The sequence below is a fragment of the Xanthomonas graminis pv. graminis genome (assembly GCF_030168915.1).
Lineage (GTDB): Bacteria > Pseudomonadota > Gammaproteobacteria > Xanthomonadales > Xanthomonadaceae > Xanthomonas_A > Xanthomonas_A translucens.
On the sequence record NZ_CP076255.1, the window covers coordinates 529,705 to 544,419 of the forward strand.

Below are 14,715 nucleotides of genomic sequence, written 5' to 3' on the forward strand. Positions count from 1 at the left end.
CGCGCCGTTGCCCCTGTAGGAGCGGCTTCAGCCGCGACAGGCATTATCAGAGATTGTGTCGCGTCTGAAGCCGCTTGTGTCTGGAGATTGCTCTACAGTTTGAGTGGAGAGCGATGTGCGGCACGCCGACAGGCCGTAGTGTTCAAGCACGTGTAGGAGCCAGGGCGGCCGCACATCGACCTCGTTGCCTAGCCCGAACAGTTGAACGAGCGTTCGCTCGAACTTCACAAGCGTGGGCAGCGACGAGGTGGCTCTCTCCTGTCCCCCAGTCTACCTAACGCTTATGCCTCTTTGGATCGGTATCGATGTGGCCAAGGACACCTTGGCCGTCCACGTGCTTCCCCTGGACCAGTTGCTGTCCTTTCCCAATACCGCCCAGGGCCACCAGCGCCTGTGCGACCACCTTGCCGGGCACTGCGTCGGCAACGCGCTGCTGGAGGCCACCGGCGGCTACGAACGGGCGGTGATGACGGCACTGGCCACGGCAGGGATCCCGGTGACCCGGATCAATCCGCGCCGGGCACGCGCTTTCGCCACGGCCTTGGGCACAACCGCCAAGACCGATCCGCTGGATGCGGCCTTGCTGGCGCGCATGGCTCACCTGGTGCAAGCGCCCGCGCCGGCTCCCGATCCCTTGCGTGAGCAACTGCGCATGCTGGTCCAGCGCCGCGAGCAACTGGTCCAGCAACGTGACGACGAGCGCCGTCGCTTGCATCAGGCGACCCTGGCCATGGTGCGCGCGTGCCTGATCGAGCAGATCGGCGACGTGCGCCGCCGTATCCAGCGGATGAACCAGGCGATCAAGCAGGTGCGGTGCCAGCTCGACGATGCGCTGGCGCACGCCCTGGGCACGGTCCCGGGCATCGGCGAGGTCACCACCGCCAGCCTGATGGCCTATCTGCCCGAACTGGGGACGCTGGATCGTCGCCAGATCGCGGCCCTGGTCGGCCTGGCTCCCTACAACGTGGACAGCGGGCAGCACTGCGGCAAACGCCGCATCCGCGGCGGGCGTGCCACGATCCGACGAGTGCTGTACATGGCCTGTTGGAGCGTTGTGCGCACTCAAGCCTCCTTCAAGGAGCGTTATCAACAGTTACGGGCACGCGGCAAGCCCGCCAAGGTCGCCATCACCGCATGCATGCGCGTGCTGCTTATCCGACTCAACGCCATGGCACGAGATCGCACACCATGGCGTGAGGTTATCGGATGAGAAGACAGTTGCTCCTACAAGGGCAGGCGTGGGCAGCCGTGGACGGGTAGCAGTCGCCTGGGAAAATGCGTGCCACGCCCTACCGACCGCCGCCGCTCACGCCACCCGGCTGCGCCGCGCGCGCTCCAGGTGCACCAGCAGCAGCGAGATCGCCGCCGGGGTCATGCCGGGGATGCGCTGCGCCTGGCCCACGGTTTGCGGGCGCACGCGCTGCAGCTTCTGCTGCACCTCGGCCGACAGCCCGCGCACCTGCGCGTAGTCGAACGCCTCGGCAATTGGCGTGTCCTCGTGGCGCTGCTGGCGCGCGATCTCGTCGCGCTGGCGGTCCAGGTAGCCGGCGTACTTGATGCCGATCTCGACCTGCTCGGCGACCTGCGCGTCGTCCACGCCCGGGCCCAGCGACGGCACCCGCATCAGCGCGGCGTAGTCCAGCTCCGGACGCTTGATCAGGTCGAGCACGGTGGTCTCGCGGCTCACCGCCACGCCCAGCGTCGCGGCGACCTCGCGGCCCAGCGCATTGCCCGGCGTGGCCCACAGCGCGCGCAGCCGTTCGTTCTCCTGCGCCACCGCCTCCTGCTTGGCCTGGAAGCGCGCCCAGCGCGCCTCGCCGACCAGGCCCAGCTCGCGGCCGATGCCGGTCAGGCGCGCGTCGGCGTTGTCCTCGCGCAGTTGCAGCCGGTACTCGGCGCGGCTGGTGAACATGCGGTACGGCTCGGTGGTGCCGTGGGTGATCAGGTCGTCGATCAGCACGCCGATGTAGGCCTGGTCGCGGCGCGGCGACCACGGTTCCAGCCCGCGCACCTGGCGCGCCGCGTTGAGCCCGGCGATCAGGCCCTGCGCGGCGGCTTCCTCGTAGCCGGTGGTGCCGTTGATCTGGCCGGCGAAGAACAGCCCCGGCATGGCCTTGGTCTCCAGCGAGGCCTTCAGCCCGCGGGGGTCGAAGAAGTCGTACTCGATCGCATAGCCGGGGCGGGTGATGTGGGCGCGCTCGAAGCCGCGGATCGAGCGCACCAACTCCAGCTGCACGTCGAACGGCAGCGAGGTGGAGATGCCGTTGGGATAGATCTCGGCCACGTCCAGCCCTTCCGGCTCGACGAAGATCTGGTGGCTGGCCTTCTCGGCGAAGCGCACCACCTTGTCCTCGATCGAGGGGCAGTAACGCGGGCCGATGCCTTCGATCTGGCCGGTGTACAGCGGCGAGCGGTCCAGCGCGCCGCGGATGATGGCGTGCGTGCGCTCGGTGGTATGGGTGATCCAGCAGGAGACCTGGCGCGGATGCTGGGCGCGTTCGCCCAGGAACGACATAACCGGCAGCGGATCGTCGCCGGGCTGCTCCTCCATCGCCGCATAGTCCAGGCTGCGCCCGTCGATGCGCGGCGGGGTGCCGGTCTTGAGCCGGTCCACGCCGAAGCGGCCGTCGCGCAGCGTCTGCGCCAGCGCGGTGGCCGGCGGGTCGCCGGCACGGCCGCCAGCGTACTGGGTCTGGCCGATGTGGATCTTGCCGGCCAGGAAGGTGCCGGCGGTCAGCACCACCGCCGCCGCCTCGAAGCGCAGGCCGGTCTGGGTGATGGCGCCGCGCACGCGCTCGCCTTCCACGATCAGCGCGTCCACCGCCGCCTGGAACAGGGTCAGGTCGGGCTGCGCCTCGACCAGGCGCCGGATCGCGCTGCGGTAGAGGCTGCGGTCGGCCTGGCAGCGGGTGGCGCGCACCGCCGGGCCCTTGGAGGCATTGAGCGTGCGCCACTGGATCCCGGCCAGGTCGGCGGCATGCGCCATCGCCCCGCCCAGCGCATCGATCTCCTTGACCAGGTGGCCCTTGCCGATGCCGCCGATGGCCGGGTTGCAACTCATCGCGCCCACCGTCTCCACATTGTGGGTCAGCAGCAGGGTGCGCGCGCCGGCGCGCGCGGCGGCCAGCGCCGCCTCGGTGCCGGCATGGCCGCCGCCGATCACGATGACGTCGTAGCGGTAGAAGGAATCGCTCATCGGGGACTCGTTGGCCGGGTCGCGCGGACCGGAATGGGGGTGTTCGCGCCGCGACGCGCACTGGAAGAGGGTATTTTTGTGTTCTGCATCACAATTTACGAATTCGGCATTAAAGTTGGCATGCACTCTGCAGATAACCCTACTGCACCCAACGTGGCATTGCGTCAGGGGCGTACGACTGGAATTGGAACAGGGGCCAGTCACGCGCACGTTGGGGGAGCTGGGGGCCGGTAGTCGGGGGACTGCCGGCCCTTTTTTTATGCGCGCGATTCTGGCTCCGCCCCAGCAACCGCAAGGCCCGAACGCGAAAAGCCCCGGCGAGCCGGGGCTTTTCGTTTTAGGCGCCGACGCCCGACAGGGCCGGAACAGGGGGGATCCAGATTTCCCTGTCGGACATCGACATAGACGGTGGGGCGATCGCTTCGGGTCATAAAGCGACGCAAGCGGTCACCCGTACGACGTAGAGTGCGTCTTGTGCCTGCGTGAAATCAAGCTTTTTCTTAAGGCTCTAGTGTGCGCTTCGTCCCATTGCTACGCCCCAGATTGCCAGGCCGGGGCGCGGACGGACGCGGCTGGGCGGCCGGCCTGGGCGCGCTGGCCGGCCGTGGCTGCATCGACTGCGGGCGCGGCTGCATCGATTGGGGGCTAGGACCGGCGTTGGCGGCATCCGGCCGGCGCAGCCGGTCCAGGTCGCGCCATGGCGACTTGACCCGGCCGCCACCACCGCTGACCGGCGGCGGGCGGTCCGGCGGGCGGCCGTTGTCGTCGGGCCGCGGGCGCGGCTGACGGTAGCGCGGCGGACCGTAGTAGTCGCGGTAGTAAGACGGGCCGCCGTAGCCGTAGTAGCCATAACCGTAATAGCCCGCGCCATAGCCATACGGCACGGCGCTGTACGGCGCGTAGTACCCGTCGGAGTAGCCGTCCGGATAGCGGTATTCGACCGTTGGGGCGCCGCGATAGTAACCGCCGCCGTTGTCGGCGTAGTCGTAGGTGGCGCAGCCGCTCAGCGTGGCCAGCACTCCAGCGGCCCAGATCAGGCGCATGTTCATGGCGAATCCTCTCCCTGAGGCTGACCGACAGGTTCGACGTGTTGCATTGAATGCCCCCTTAACCCGCTTCGTCGGTGATTGAACGCTTAAGTCGCGTACAACGGCTGTGTTGTCCTGGCAGCCGGCGACAACGCGAACTTGCGACGATACGTTAACCTTTCACGCATGTTCTCATCTTCACTGCCCGTTTTCGCGGATGTGACGGCCGCGGCCGCGCGGATCGCGCCGCATGCCCAGGCGACCCCGGTCCTGCGCTCGCAGGCGCTGGACGCATTAGCCGGCGCCAGCCTGCACTTCAAGGCCGAACACTTGCAGCGCAGCGGTGCGTTCAAGTTCCGCGGCGCCTGCAATGCGGTGTGGGCGCTGAGCGAGGCGCAGGCCGCGCGCGGCGTGGTCACCCATTCCTCGGGCAACCACGGTGCGGCGCTGGCGCAGGCCGCGCGTAGCCGCGGCATCGGCTGCCACGTGGTGGTGCCGGAGGGCGCGGTGGCGGCCAAGCTGGCCAATATCGCCCGCGACGGCGCCACCCTGTGGCGCTGCGACGCCGGCATCGCAGCGCGCGAGGCGATGTGCGCGCAGGTGCAGCAGCAGACCGGCGCGACCCTGGTGCATCCATACACCGATCCGGCGGTGATCGCCGGCCAGGGCACCGCGGCCCTGGAACTGCTCGGCGCCAGCGGCCCGCTCGACCTGCTGGTGGTGCCGGTCGGCGGCGGCGGCCTGGCCGCCGGCAGCCGCCTGGCGCTGTCGGCGCTGGCCCCGCAGGCGCGCCTGTTGTTGGCCGAGCCGGCCGGTGCCGCCGACACCGCGCGCTCTCTGGCGGCCGGCGCGCTGCGCGTGGACTTCGTTCCGGACACGATCTGCGACGGTTTGCGCGGCACCCTGGGCGCGCCCAACTTCGCGCTGCTGCACGGCCAGGCCGAGACCATCGTGGTCGAGGACGCCGCCACCGTGGCGGCGATGCGGCTGCTGTGGCAAGTGCTCAAGCAGGTGGTGGAACCCTCCTCGGCGATCGCGCTGGCGGCGGTGCTGGCGCAGCCCGCGCGCTTCGCCGGGCGCCGGGTCGGGCTGATCCTGTCCGGCGGCAACGTCGATCTCGACGCCCTGCCGTGGGGCACGGCGTGAAGCCGCGACCACGACGCGGCTGGCTGGGCTGGCTCGGCCGGCTGGGCGCGCTGCTGGGCCTGTGGCTGCTGGGCGTGGCGATCTACATCGTCTGGGTCGGCGACCGCGACCAGGCGGCGCCGGCCGACGCGATCATCGTGCTCGGTGCGGCCGCCTACGACGCCAAGCCCTCGCCGGTGTTCGAAGAGCGCATCCGCCACGGCCTGGACCTGTACCAGCGCGGCTATGCGCCGACCCTGATCTTCACCGGCGGCTTCGGCGGCAACGGCGCGCGCTTCGCCGAGTCGCAGGTGGCGCGCCGCTACGCGCTGCGCCACGACGTGCCGGCCGACGCGATCCTGATCGAGACCGTCTCGCGCACCACCCGCCAGAACCTGCTGGAGGCGCGCGGCTTGATGCGCAGCCATGGCCTGCACCGGGCGATCATCGTCAGCGATCCGCTGCACATGGCGCGGGCGTTGCGCCTGTGCCGCGACCTGCAGATCGAGGCGCTGGCCTCCTCGACCCCGAGCACCCGCTTCCGCAGCTTCCAGACCCGCTGGCGCTTCCTGCTGCAGGAGGTCTACTTCTTCCACCGCGACCTGCTGCTGCCGGGCGCCTGAGCGGGCCTGGCCGCCGTATCATGGGCGCCCGCATGGCATGAGGTGGTGGCGATGAAGATCGACGGAACCCGCGAGCAAGACCGTGCCATCGAACTGGTGCTGTCCTACTACGACGCGTTCAACCGCGGCGACTGGGCGGCGATGCTCGACAAGCTGACCGACGACGTGGCGCACGATCTCAACCAGGGCGCGCGCGAGACCGGCAAGGATGCCTTCGCGGCGTTCCTGCAGCGGATGAACGCCAGCTACCGCGAACAGCTGCGCGGCATCGTGGTGCTGGGCGCACAGGATGGCCGCCGCGCCGCCGCCGAATACGTGGTGCACGGCGAATACCACCACACCGACGAAGGCCTGCCGCCGGCGCGCGGGCAGACCTACGTGCTGCCGGGCGGGGCGTTCTTCGACATCCGCGACGGCAAGATCGCGCGGGTCAGCAACTACTACAACCTGCAGGACTGGATCGACCAGGTATCGGCCTGAGCGGCGGCACGCACGGCCGCCCGGCGGCTGTGTAGGAGCGGCTTCAGCCGCGACAGGTTCTACCCGTAGACTCGGTCGCGGCTGAAGCCGCTCCTACAGGGAGTGCAAGTGCATCGGTTCTGCGCTGTTACGAGTCCCGAGTCCCCGGTCCCGAGTCCCGAAGCAAAGCGCCGCCTCAATCGCCGCGGCGGCGGATCGGGATCGCCGACACCGGCACCGCCGCGATCTCGCTGCCGCCCTCGCGGATCGGCGCGCCCGGCGGCGGCGCCCAGGCGTGCGCATAGATCACTTCCCAACTGCTCGGTAGTTTGCCGTCGGCGTTGCGCAGCGGCTCGTAGGCGGCGCCGGCGGCGGCGAAGCGGCCACGTCCGGTCAGTGTGTGGCGGCGCGCGTGCAGCGCGTTGGTCGCGCCGATCGCGCGCAGTTCGCGCATCAGTGCTGCCAGGTCGGGATAGGTGAGGGTGAACAGGTCGCGGTCCAGCACCGGATCGCGAAAGCCGGACAGCATCAGCGCATCGCCGAACTGCGCGATCGGCGCGAAGCGGCTCACGTGCGGTGCCTCGCGGTCGGCCTGGGCGAACGCCTCGCGCAGTTCCACCAGCGTGTCCGGGCCGAAGCTGGAACACAGCAGCAGGCCGCCGGGCTTGAGCACGCGGCGGAAGCCGGCGAACACCGCCGGCAGGTCTTCGACCCATTGCAGGCACAGGTTGCTGAAGATCACATCCACGCTGTGCTCGGCCAGCGGCAGCGCGCGCGCGTCGGCGCAGACGCGGCCGAACGGCTTCCACCAGCCGGCCTGGCGCTTGGCCTGCTGCAGCATCGGCAGCGCCTGATCGAGCGCGATCACCTGCGCGCGCGGCCAGCGTTTCTTCATCGTCGCGGCGGCGTGCGCCGGGCCGCAGCCCACGTCCAGCACCACCTGCGGCACGCGCTCGCCGAGATAGTCCAGCGATTCCAGCAGGCGCTTCTCGACCTCGTGCTGCAGGGCGGCGGCGGCATCGTAGCTGGCGGCGGCGCGCGAGAACGCGCGGCGGATGTGGTGGGTATCGAACAAAGAGGAATCCATCGGCGCATTATCGCCGGCCGCGGCGCGCAGCGGCCAGCCGTGTCGTTGCAACGCGCGCGGCCATGGGCGCCATGCCGGGTATTGCGACCAATTTGCCGATCGCGAACGATCGAGTCCCGAGTCCCGGCCCTCAGAACGTCCCCGGATACGCCCCGCCATCGAGCAACAGGTTCTGCCCGCTGAGATAGCCGGCCTGCGCGCTGCACAGGAACGCGCAGGCCGCGCCGAATTCCTCTGCCGTGCCGAAACGCCCCGCCGGAATCTGCGCGCGCTTCTGCGTCGCCATCGTGTCCACATCAATGCCGCTGCGCTGCGCAGCATGGGCGAAGTTGCTGCGCAGCCGGTCGGTGTCGAACTGGCCGGGCAGCAGGTTGTTGATGGTGACGTTGTGCGCGACCGTGCGCCGCGCCAGCCCGGCGACGAAGCCGGTCAGGCCGGCGCGCGTGCCGTTGGACAGGCCCAGGCTGTCGATCGGCGCCTTCACCGCCGCCGAGGTGATGTTGACGATGCGGCCGAAACCGCGCGCCTGCATCGCATCGACGGTGGCGCGGATCAGCGCGATCGGCGCCAGCATGTTGGCGTCCAGCGCGCGCAGCCAGTCGGCGCGTTCCCAATCGCGGAAGTCGCCCGGCGGCGGGCCGCCGGCGTTGTTGACCAGGATATCGACCTGCGGGCATGCCGCCAGTGCGGCGCCGCGTCCGGCCTCGGTGGCGATGTCGGCGGCGACCGCGATCACCGCGCCGGCACCGGGCAGTGCGCGCAGGCCGTCCGCCGCCGCATCCAGCGCGGGCTGGCCGCGCGCCACGATCACCACGTTGACGCCTTCGCCGGCTAGCGCTTGCGCGCACCCCAGGCCCAGGCCCTTGCTCGCGGCGCAGACCAGCGCCCATTTGCCGGCGATTCCCAGATCCATGTCGGCGTTCCGATCGATTGAAGGAACCGCGATGATCGGATATCGGCGTGGCAACGGCCAGCGCGGTGCGCCGATGCGCCCGGAAATCCCGCTTCTTTGTAGGAGGGGCTTCAGCCCCGACCGGGTTTCACCGGTAACGCCCGGTCGGGGCTGAAGCCCCTCCTACAGACCTGATTAGCGCTGTGTCTCAGCTGGTGATGCTGCCTTGGTTTAGAAATGCAGGTTCTTCAGTGAGATACGGCGATGACGCTCAATCGGATCCAGTTCCAAAAGGGGCTTTCGATTCCGGCTTTTCTGAGCCGCTACGGCTCCGAGGCGCAATGTGTCGAGGCCTTGGTTCAGGCCAGGTGGCCCAATGGCTTCGTGTGTCCGCAGTGCGGACACACGCATGCCAGTGGCTTTGAGCGGGGACGCCAGCACCTGTGGCAGTGCGCGCGCTGCCGGGTACAGACCAGCTTGACCGCCGGCACGCCCATGGCAGACACCAAGCTTCCCTTGCGGGTGTGGTGGCTGGCCATCTATCTGGTGAGCCAAGCCAAGAACGGAATTGCTGCGCTGGAACTGGCTCGGCAACTGGGCGTGTGCTATCGCACTGCATGGCGGATCAAGCACAAAGTGATGTCGGCGATGGCCGATCGTGAGCAGTCACGCCGGCTCGACGGAGAGGTCCAGATCGATGATGCCTATCTGGGCGGCGAACGCGCCGGTGGTCCAGGCCAACCGCAGTGGCGCAATAAAGTGCCGTTTATTGCAGCGGTTTCCCTGCATCAAGGGCGCCCGCGCTATCTCCGCCTGGATGTGGTCTCCAGCTTCCGAAGAAGCGTCGTGCACACGTGGGCTCAGCAGGCACTGGCACCGGGCACCCATGTCGTCAGTGATGGGCTGACAGCGTTCACCGGTGTGGGCTGGGCAGGCCTGACCCACGATGCCATCGTGACCGGAAGCGGCCGCAAAGGCGTCCAGCAGCCTCGTCTGCGTTGGGTCAATACGATCCTGGGCAATCTCAAAACGGCGCTTAGCGGCACCCACCATGCGGTGGACTTCCCCAAATACGGCGCGCGCTACCTGCATGCGCATGCCTACCGCTTCAATCGCCGCTTCAACCTGGCCGCCATGGTGCCGCGCCTGGCCAGTGCCCTGGCCGGCGCGGGAAGGCTCACAGAGCAGCAACTGCGTACGACAGCTGAGACACAGCGCTAATCAGGTCCTACAGAGAGCGCAAGCGCGCTACGCCAGGCCGGCGAGGAAGCCGCGCAACGCTTCCGCCACCGCATCGGCATGGCCGAGAAACGGCGCATGGCCGCCGCCGGGGATGCACAGCGTCTGCGCCTGCGGCGCCAGCGCGGCGGCATCGTGCATGCCGGCGGCGGAGACCAGCCGGTCGCGTTGGCCGCTGAGCCACAGGCTGGGCACGCGCATGCCCGGCAGTGCACGCCGCAGGTCGCTGCGCTCGAGCAGCGCCAGTCCATCCTGCAGCGCCTGCGCATCGGGTTCGCCGCGCGCGCTCAGCGTCTCGCGCAGCGTGCGCAATTCGGTGCGGGCATGCGCCGAGCCCAGCGTGTCCAGGGCCAGGAAGCGGTCCAGGGTGCCGCGGTAGTCATCGGCCAGGTCGCGGCCGAACTGCGCGAACACCTGCGGTTCCACCGCATGCGGCCAGTCGCTGCCGCGCACGAACCGCGGCGTCGCCGCCAGCATCGCCAGGCCGCGCACCTGCGGCTGCGTCGCCGCGGCATGCAGCGCGAACAGCCCGCCCAGCGACCAGCCCAGCCACGCCGCCGGCGGCGTCGCCGCGGCAATCGCATTGACCACGTGCGGCAGCGCCAGCGGGGTATCGTCGCCGCGGCTATGACCATGCCCGGGCAGATCCACCAGGTGCATGCGGAACTGCGCCGACAGGCGCTCCACCAGCGGCGCGAAGATGCCGCCGTGCAGCGCCCAGCCGTGGATCAGGACCAGATCGGGGCCTTGCCCCACAGTGTCGATGTGCATCGTCGATCGTGTGCCGAATGGGGAAAAGGGAGCCGGCCAACGCCGCGCTCCGCTCGCGGCGGCCCGCTCAGGCCGGCAGGCCGACCGGATGCGCAACCAGGCGGTCGCGCGCCAGCGCCAGCGCGTCCAGCAGCGCCTGCACCTGCGCCGGCGTGTGCAGCGCCGACAGCGTCACCCGCAGCCGCGACTTGCCCTCCGGCACGGTCGGCGGGCGGATCGCCGAGACCAGGAAACCTGCCTGCTCCAGCGCCGCCGACAGCGCCAGCGCGCTGGCCTCGTCGCCGCACCGCAGCGGCTGGATCGGGGTGTCCGAGGCCATCAGTTCCAGGCCATGGCGGCGCGCGCCGCCGCGGAATGCGGCGATCGTCTCGGCCAGGCGCTCGCGCCGCCACTGGTCGCGCCGCGCCAGTTTCACCGCGGCCAGCGAGGCGGCGGCCAGCGCCGGCGGCAGCGCGGTGGTGTACAGATAGGGGCGCGCGGTTTCGGCCAGGTGCCGGATCAAGGCCTCGTCGCCGACCACCAGCGCGCCATAGCCGCCCAGCGCCTTGCCCAGGGTCACCAGTTGCAGCGGCACGTCGTCCACGCCCAGCCCGGCCTCGGCCACGCAACCGCGGCCATGCGGGCCGAGCACGCCGACGCCGTGCGCGTCGTCCACGTACATCAGCGCCTGCTGCATGCGCGCGACCAGGGTGAGCGAACGCAGCGGGGCGATGTCGCCATCCATGCTGAACACGCCATCGGTGGCCAGCATCGCCGCGCCGTCGGCGGCGTGCTTGAGCTGGCGCATCGCGCCCTCGCTATCCAGGTGCGGGTAGCGGCGCAGGCGGCAACCGGCCAGGCGGGTGGCGTCGAGCAGGCTGGCGTGGTTGAGCCGGTCCTGCACGCACACGTCGTCCTCTTCGCTGAGCAGCGCCTGCTGCACCGCCAGGTTGGCGAGGAAGCCGCTGCCGAACAGCAGCGCGCGCGGATAGCCGAGCCAGTCGGCGACCTCGCGTTCCAGGCTCTCGTGCAGCGCATGGTGGCCGCACACCAGGTGCGAGGCGGTAGCGCCGACGCCCTCGCGTGCGGCCGCGTCCTGCAGCGCGGCGAGCACTTCGAACTGTTGCGCCAGGCCCAGGTAGTCGTTGCTGCAGAAGCCGGTCAGCCAGCGTCCGTCCAGCTCCAGGCGCACCCCGTCGCGGCGGCCCACGCTGCGGCGCACGCGGATGCGGCCCTGCGCCTCGCGCAGCGTGCGCAAGGACTGGATGCGGTCGTGCAGGTCGGGACGGGCCATGGGCGGCGGGGCATGGGGCGGTTGGCTAGCGTAGCGCGTCCCCGGCCGGGCCGGGCGCCGCCGGCGATGGACGGCCGGATCGGCGGATGGACGCGCGCGCCGGCGCGGCGCGCTGGGGTCAGACCAGCGCGGCGGCGATCGCCGGCCTGTCCGCGGTCGGCGCCGGTGCGGCGATGTCCGCATGCACGGTGCCGGGATGGTCGTGCGCATCGGCGTCCACCGTCACCTGCATCGGCTTCAGCCCCAGCCGCGCGAACAGCGCCTGGTCGCGTGCGGTGTCCGGGTTGCCGGTGGTCAGCAGTTTTTCGCCGTAGAAGATCGAGTTGGCGCCGGCGCAGAAGCACAGCGCCTGAAGTTCGTCGCTCATGCTCTCGCGGCCGGCCGACAGCCGCACCATCGCCTGCGGCATCGCGATGCGCGCCACGGCGATGGTGCGCACGAACTCGAACGGATCCAGCTCGACCGTGCCATGCAGCGGGGTGCCGGCGACCTGTACCAGGCGGTTGATCGGCACCGAGTCCGGATGCACCGGCAGGTTGGCCAGCGCCTGTAGCAGGCCGGCGCGCTGTTCGCGCGATTCGCCCATGCCGACGATGCCGCCGCAGCAGGTCTTCATGCCGGCATCGCGCACGTGGGCGAGGGTGTCCAGGCGGTCCTGGTACTGGCGGGTGTGGATGATGGTGTCGTAGAAATCCGGCGCGGTGTCCAGATTGTGGTTGTAGTAGTCCAGCCCGGCCGCCTTCAGCGCCTGCGCCTGGCGCCCGTCGAGCATGCCCAGGGTGGCGCAGGTCTCCAGGCCCAGCGCCTTCACCTCGCGGATCATCGCCGCGACCTTGGGGATGTCGCGGTCCTTGGGCGAGCGCCACGCCGCGCCCATGCAGAAGCGCGACGCACCGGCGGCCTTGGCCTGGCGTGCCTTGGCCAGCACCGCCTCGGTGCTCATCAGCTTCTGCGCGTCCACGCCGGTGTCGTAGCGCTGCGCCTGCGGGCAGTACGCGCAATCCTCCGGGCAGCCGCCGGTCTTCACCGACAGCAGCGTGGAGACCTGCACTTGCGCCGGATCGAAGTGTTCGCGATGCACCGCGGCGGCGCGGTGCAACAGCTCCGGGAACGGCAGATCGAACAGGGCGAGCAATTCCTGGCGTTGCCAGTCGTGTCGGACGACAGCGGACATGGGGGTTTCCTGACGGTAAGCGGCTGGGAAAGCGGGCAGTCTGGTGAGCATGGATATCCCTGTCAACTTCATCGGCGCGCATCGGGTTGACGGTTGCTGGCGACGGCTGCAGCGCTGGATGCTCCCGGAGCGCTGCCTGGTTTGCGCCGAAGTGGGCGCCGCCGGCCTGGACCTGTGCCCGGCCTGCCGCGACGCGCTGCCCTGGAATGCCTGCGCCTGCCAGACGTGCGCGCTGCCGTTGCCGGCGCTGGATGCGGATCAGCTGTGCGGCAGCTGCCAACGCAAACCGCCGCCGCTGGCGCTGGTCGCCAGTGCCTGCGTCTACGCCGCGCCGGTGGATGGGCTGCTGCGCCGTTTCAAGTTCCACCAGGACCTGGCCGCCGGGCGCGTGCTGGCGGCCGTGCTGCAGGCGCGTTGCGCCGGCCTGCCGCGGCCGCAGGCGCTGTTGCCGGTGCCGCTGCACCGCACGCGGCTGCGCCAGCGCGGCTACGACCAGGCGCTGGAACTGGCGCGGCCGCTGGCGCGCGCGCTGGGCCTGCCGCTGTGCGCCGGCCTGCAGCGCGTGCGCGCGACGGCGCCGCAGTCCGAACTGGATGCGTCTGCGCGGCGCCGCAACCTGTGCCATGCGTTCGCGGTGCAGGCGCCGCTGCCGGCGCACGTGGCGCTGATCGACGACGTGATGACCACCGGCGCGACCCTGCATGCCGCGGCACGGGCGCTGCGCCGTGCCGGCGTGGCGCGGGTCGATGCCTGGGTGGTGGCGCGGGTGCCGTGAGCGCGCCGCATGGCATGGCGTGCGCACGTCGTGGCGATGCGCGCTGCCTGTACGCCGTTGCCGATGCATCGGCGGCGTCTGCCCATGCCGGGCTTGCGAGGTAAATGGGTTTGGCATCCGACGCATGCGTGGCACAGAAGCGGATGTGCGGCGAACAGGCGCGACCGCATGTGGCAGCGGGCAACAGGCGGAGCACCTCCAGCCGGAGTGCCGCGCGTGCGTAACGGGGCGCAACCCGCGTTCTTCTATGATGCCGGTCAACGAACTGCAGGAGATGGCGATGCGCTGGATGGCTTGGACAATGGCGATGGCGTTGTGCGTGTTCGGTGCGACCGGCTGCGGGATCGACAAGGCGCCGGACAGCGCCGGAGCGAGCGCGGTGAAGGCCAGGATCGAATGGCGCCTGGCCAGCAATGCGCCGCGCGCCGGCTATGCCGAGGCCGCGTACCAGGGACGGCCGGTGTACCTGGCGCCGCAGCAGTTGCTGGCCGTCGATGGCGCCGCCACAGTGATGCGCGTGGACGGCGACGATGGCCGGCCGGCACTGGACCTGCGTTTCCCTGGGCACGACGATCGCCTGACCCGGGCGACGGAACAGAACATCGGCAAGCCGATCGCGTTGCTGGCCGACGCTCAGGTCCTCACCGTGGCGACGGTCATGTCGCCGCTCCCCGGCGACAGCCTGCGCATCAGCGGTCTGCAGGATGTGCAGGAACAGCAGCGGGTGTTCGCGCTGCTGACGCATGCGCCGTCGGCGGACGGGAAGCGTTAGCGCTGGCTGGCGCGATCGGCAGGGGTGACAGTTCGCCATGGCGGCCATGCACGGCATGGCGTGCCTGTTGGGGTTCGCGCTGCGCGCCGCTGTCTTGTGCCGGTAGCGTGGTGCGCTGCCGATGCCTTGAACCTCAGTGCGCCGGACCTTCCGCCGGTTGCGCCGACCGGCCAGCTCAGTCAATGTCGATCCAGCAGGTGGGACGCGGGGTTTGCCGGGCATCCCTGGCGTAACCGAGTTCGCTCCCGCCACCGGTCGTGGAAAAGGCGTCGCGGCTGAAGCCGCTCCTACAGGGGCTTGC

At 70.2% G+C, this 14,715-nt stretch carries 14 protein-coding genes; 7 read left to right on the forward strand and 7 right to left on the reverse strand.

All coding sequences use genetic code 11. The features are described from left to right. The first annotated feature begins 283 nt into the window (after window positions 1-283). On the forward strand, window positions 284-1,210 hold the full coding sequence (locus KHF85_RS02245; protein WP_284566813.1) for an IS110 family RNA-guided transposase: 927 nt from the start codon (window positions 284-286) through the stop codon (window positions 1,208-1,210). Window positions 1,211-1,306: 96 nt separating this feature from the next. On the opposite strand, the gene mnmG is transcribed toward KHF85_RS02245, so the two are convergent. Together mnmG and KHF85_RS02255 are read right to left on the reverse strand one after the other, a co-directional pair. Continuing rightward, the gene (gene mnmG, locus KHF85_RS02250) at window positions 1,307-3,196 is read right to left on the reverse strand and encodes a tRNA uridine-5-carboxymethylaminomethyl(34) synthesis enzyme MnmG (RefSeq protein ID WP_284568361.1); all 1,890 of its coding nucleotides are present in this window, start codon (window positions 3,194-3,196) and stop codon (window positions 1,307-1,309) included. A gap of 500 nt (window positions 3,197-3,696) precedes the next feature. Next, the gene (locus KHF85_RS02255; protein WP_284568362.1) at window positions 3,697-4,245 is read right to left on the reverse strand and encodes a hypothetical protein; all 549 of its coding nucleotides are present in this window, start codon (window positions 4,243-4,245) and stop codon (window positions 3,697-3,699) included. A gap of 165 nt (window positions 4,246-4,410) precedes the next feature. On the opposite strand from KHF85_RS02255, the gene KHF85_RS02260 reads away from it, so the two are divergent. The 3 genes from KHF85_RS02260 to KHF85_RS02270 are packed head-to-tail and all read left to right on the forward strand — an operon-like array spanning window position 4,411 to window position 6,452. After that, window positions 4,411-5,370, forward strand: a complete 960-nt coding sequence (locus KHF85_RS02260) for a pyridoxal-phosphate dependent enzyme (RefSeq protein ID WP_284568363.1) — start codon at window positions 4,411-4,413, stop codon at window positions 5,368-5,370. Beyond that, window positions 5,355-5,972, forward strand: a complete 618-nt coding sequence (locus KHF85_RS02265; protein ID WP_409976642.1) for a YdcF family protein — start codon at window positions 5,355-5,357, stop codon at window positions 5,970-5,972. Before KHF85_RS02260 ends, KHF85_RS02265 begins: the two co-directional genes overlap by 16 nt. A 51-nt stretch (window positions 5,973-6,023) precedes the next feature. Further along, entirely contained in the window at window positions 6,024-6,452 is a 429-nt protein-coding gene (locus tag KHF85_RS02270; protein WP_284568364.1) for a ketosteroid isomerase-related protein, read from the forward strand. A gap of 175 nt (window positions 6,453-6,627) precedes the next feature. Here the strand turns inward: KHF85_RS02270 and bioC are convergent, their stop codons facing one another. Continuing rightward, window positions 6,628-7,518: a malonyl-ACP O-methyltransferase BioC gene (gene bioC, locus KHF85_RS02275; protein ID WP_284568365.1), complete on the reverse strand. Its 891-nt coding sequence runs from the start codon at window positions 7,516-7,518 to the stop codon at window positions 6,628-6,630. A 130-nt stretch (window positions 7,519-7,648) separates the two neighbouring features. Beyond that, entirely contained in the window at window positions 7,649-8,431 is a 783-nt protein-coding gene (locus KHF85_RS02280; RefSeq protein WP_284568366.1) for an SDR family oxidoreductase, read from the reverse strand. Window positions 8,432-8,674: 243 nt separating this feature from the next. Here KHF85_RS02280 and KHF85_RS02285 point away from each other — a divergent pair, with 243 nt between their 5' ends. After that, window positions 8,675-9,631 carry an IS1595 family transposase gene (locus KHF85_RS02285; protein WP_284566649.1) on the forward strand — a complete coding sequence of 319 codons (957 nt, stop codon included), beginning with the start codon at window positions 8,675-8,677 and terminating at the stop codon, window positions 9,629-9,631. 27 nt (window positions 9,632-9,658) lie between these two features. On the opposite strand, the gene bioH is transcribed toward KHF85_RS02285, so the two are convergent. The 3 genes from bioH to bioB form a co-directional block, all read right to left on the reverse strand. Next, window positions 9,659-10,420, reverse strand: coding sequence for a pimeloyl-ACP methyl ester esterase BioH (gene bioH / locus KHF85_RS02290; protein WP_284568367.1), 762 nt, complete (start codon window positions 10,418-10,420; stop codon window positions 9,659-9,661). 67 nt (window positions 10,421-10,487) lie between these two features. Then, on the reverse strand, window positions 10,488-11,693 hold the full coding sequence (gene bioF, locus KHF85_RS02295) for an 8-amino-7-oxononanoate synthase (protein WP_409976643.1): 1,206 nt from the start codon (window positions 11,691-11,693) through the stop codon (window positions 10,488-10,490). Between the two features lie 118 nt (window positions 11,694-11,811). Further along, complete coding sequence (gene bioB, locus KHF85_RS02300) at window positions 11,812-12,867, reverse strand: biotin synthase BioB (RefSeq protein WP_064541247.1); 1,056 nt, start codon at window positions 12,865-12,867, stop codon at window positions 11,812-11,814. Between the two features lie 49 nt (window positions 12,868-12,916). Between bioB and KHF85_RS02305 the strand changes: the two genes are divergently transcribed. Then, window positions 12,917-13,642 (forward strand): ComF family protein, encoded by a 726-nt coding sequence (locus tag KHF85_RS02305; protein WP_284568369.1) that lies wholly within the window; start codon window positions 12,917-12,919, stop codon window positions 13,640-13,642. Window positions 13,643-13,766: 124 nt separating this feature from the next. After that, window positions 13,767-14,414, forward strand: a complete 648-nt coding sequence (locus KHF85_RS02310) for a SecDF P1 head subdomain-containing protein (protein WP_284568370.1) — start codon at window positions 13,767-13,769, stop codon at window positions 14,412-14,414. Window positions 14,415-14,715 lie beyond the last annotated feature (301 nt).

Bases quoted from the DNA above. Each gene is read 5' to 3' on its own strand.
- KHF85_RS02270 (WP_284568364.1), top strand. From the start codon at position 6,024: ATGAAGATCGACGGAACCCGCGAGCAAGACCGTGCCATCGAACTGGTG.
- KHF85_RS02280 (WP_284568366.1), bottom strand. From the start codon at position 8,431: ATGGATCTGGGAATCGCCGGCAAATGGGCGCTGGTCTGCGCCGCGAGC.
- KHF85_RS02310 (WP_284568370.1), top strand. From the start codon at position 13,767: ATGCGTGGCACAGAAGCGGATGTGCGGCGAACAGGCGCGACCGCATGT.
- mnmG (WP_284568361.1), bottom strand. From the start codon at position 3,196: ATGAGCGATTCCTTCTACCGCTACGACGTCATCGTGATCGGCGGCGGC.
- KHF85_RS02255 (WP_284568362.1), bottom strand. From the start codon at position 4,245: ATGAACATGCGCCTGATCTGGGCCGCTGGAGTGCTGGCCACGCTGAGC.
- bioC (WP_284568365.1), bottom strand. From the start codon at position 7,518: ATGGATTCCTCTTTGTTCGATACCCACCACATCCGCCGCGCGTTCTCG.
- KHF85_RS02285 (WP_284566649.1), top strand. From the start codon at position 8,675: ATGACGCTCAATCGGATCCAGTTCCAAAAGGGGCTTTCGATTCCGGCT.
- bioH (WP_284568367.1), bottom strand. From the start codon at position 10,420: ATGCACATCGACACTGTGGGGCAAGGCCCCGATCTGGTCCTGATCCAC.
- KHF85_RS02245 (WP_284566813.1), top strand. From the start codon at position 284: ATGCCTCTTTGGATCGGTATCGATGTGGCCAAGGACACCTTGGCCGTC.
- bioB (WP_064541247.1), bottom strand. From the start codon at position 12,867: ATGTCCGCTGTCGTCCGACACGACTGGCAACGCCAGGAATTGCTCGCC.
- KHF85_RS02305 (WP_284568369.1), top strand. From the start codon at position 12,917: ATGGATATCCCTGTCAACTTCATCGGCGCGCATCGGGTTGACGGTTGC.
- bioF (WP_409976643.1), bottom strand. From the start codon at position 11,693: ATGGCCCGTCCCGACCTGCACGACCGCATCCAGTCCTTGCGCACGCTG.
- KHF85_RS02260 (WP_284568363.1), top strand. From the start codon at position 4,411: ATGTTCTCATCTTCACTGCCCGTTTTCGCGGATGTGACGGCCGCGGCC.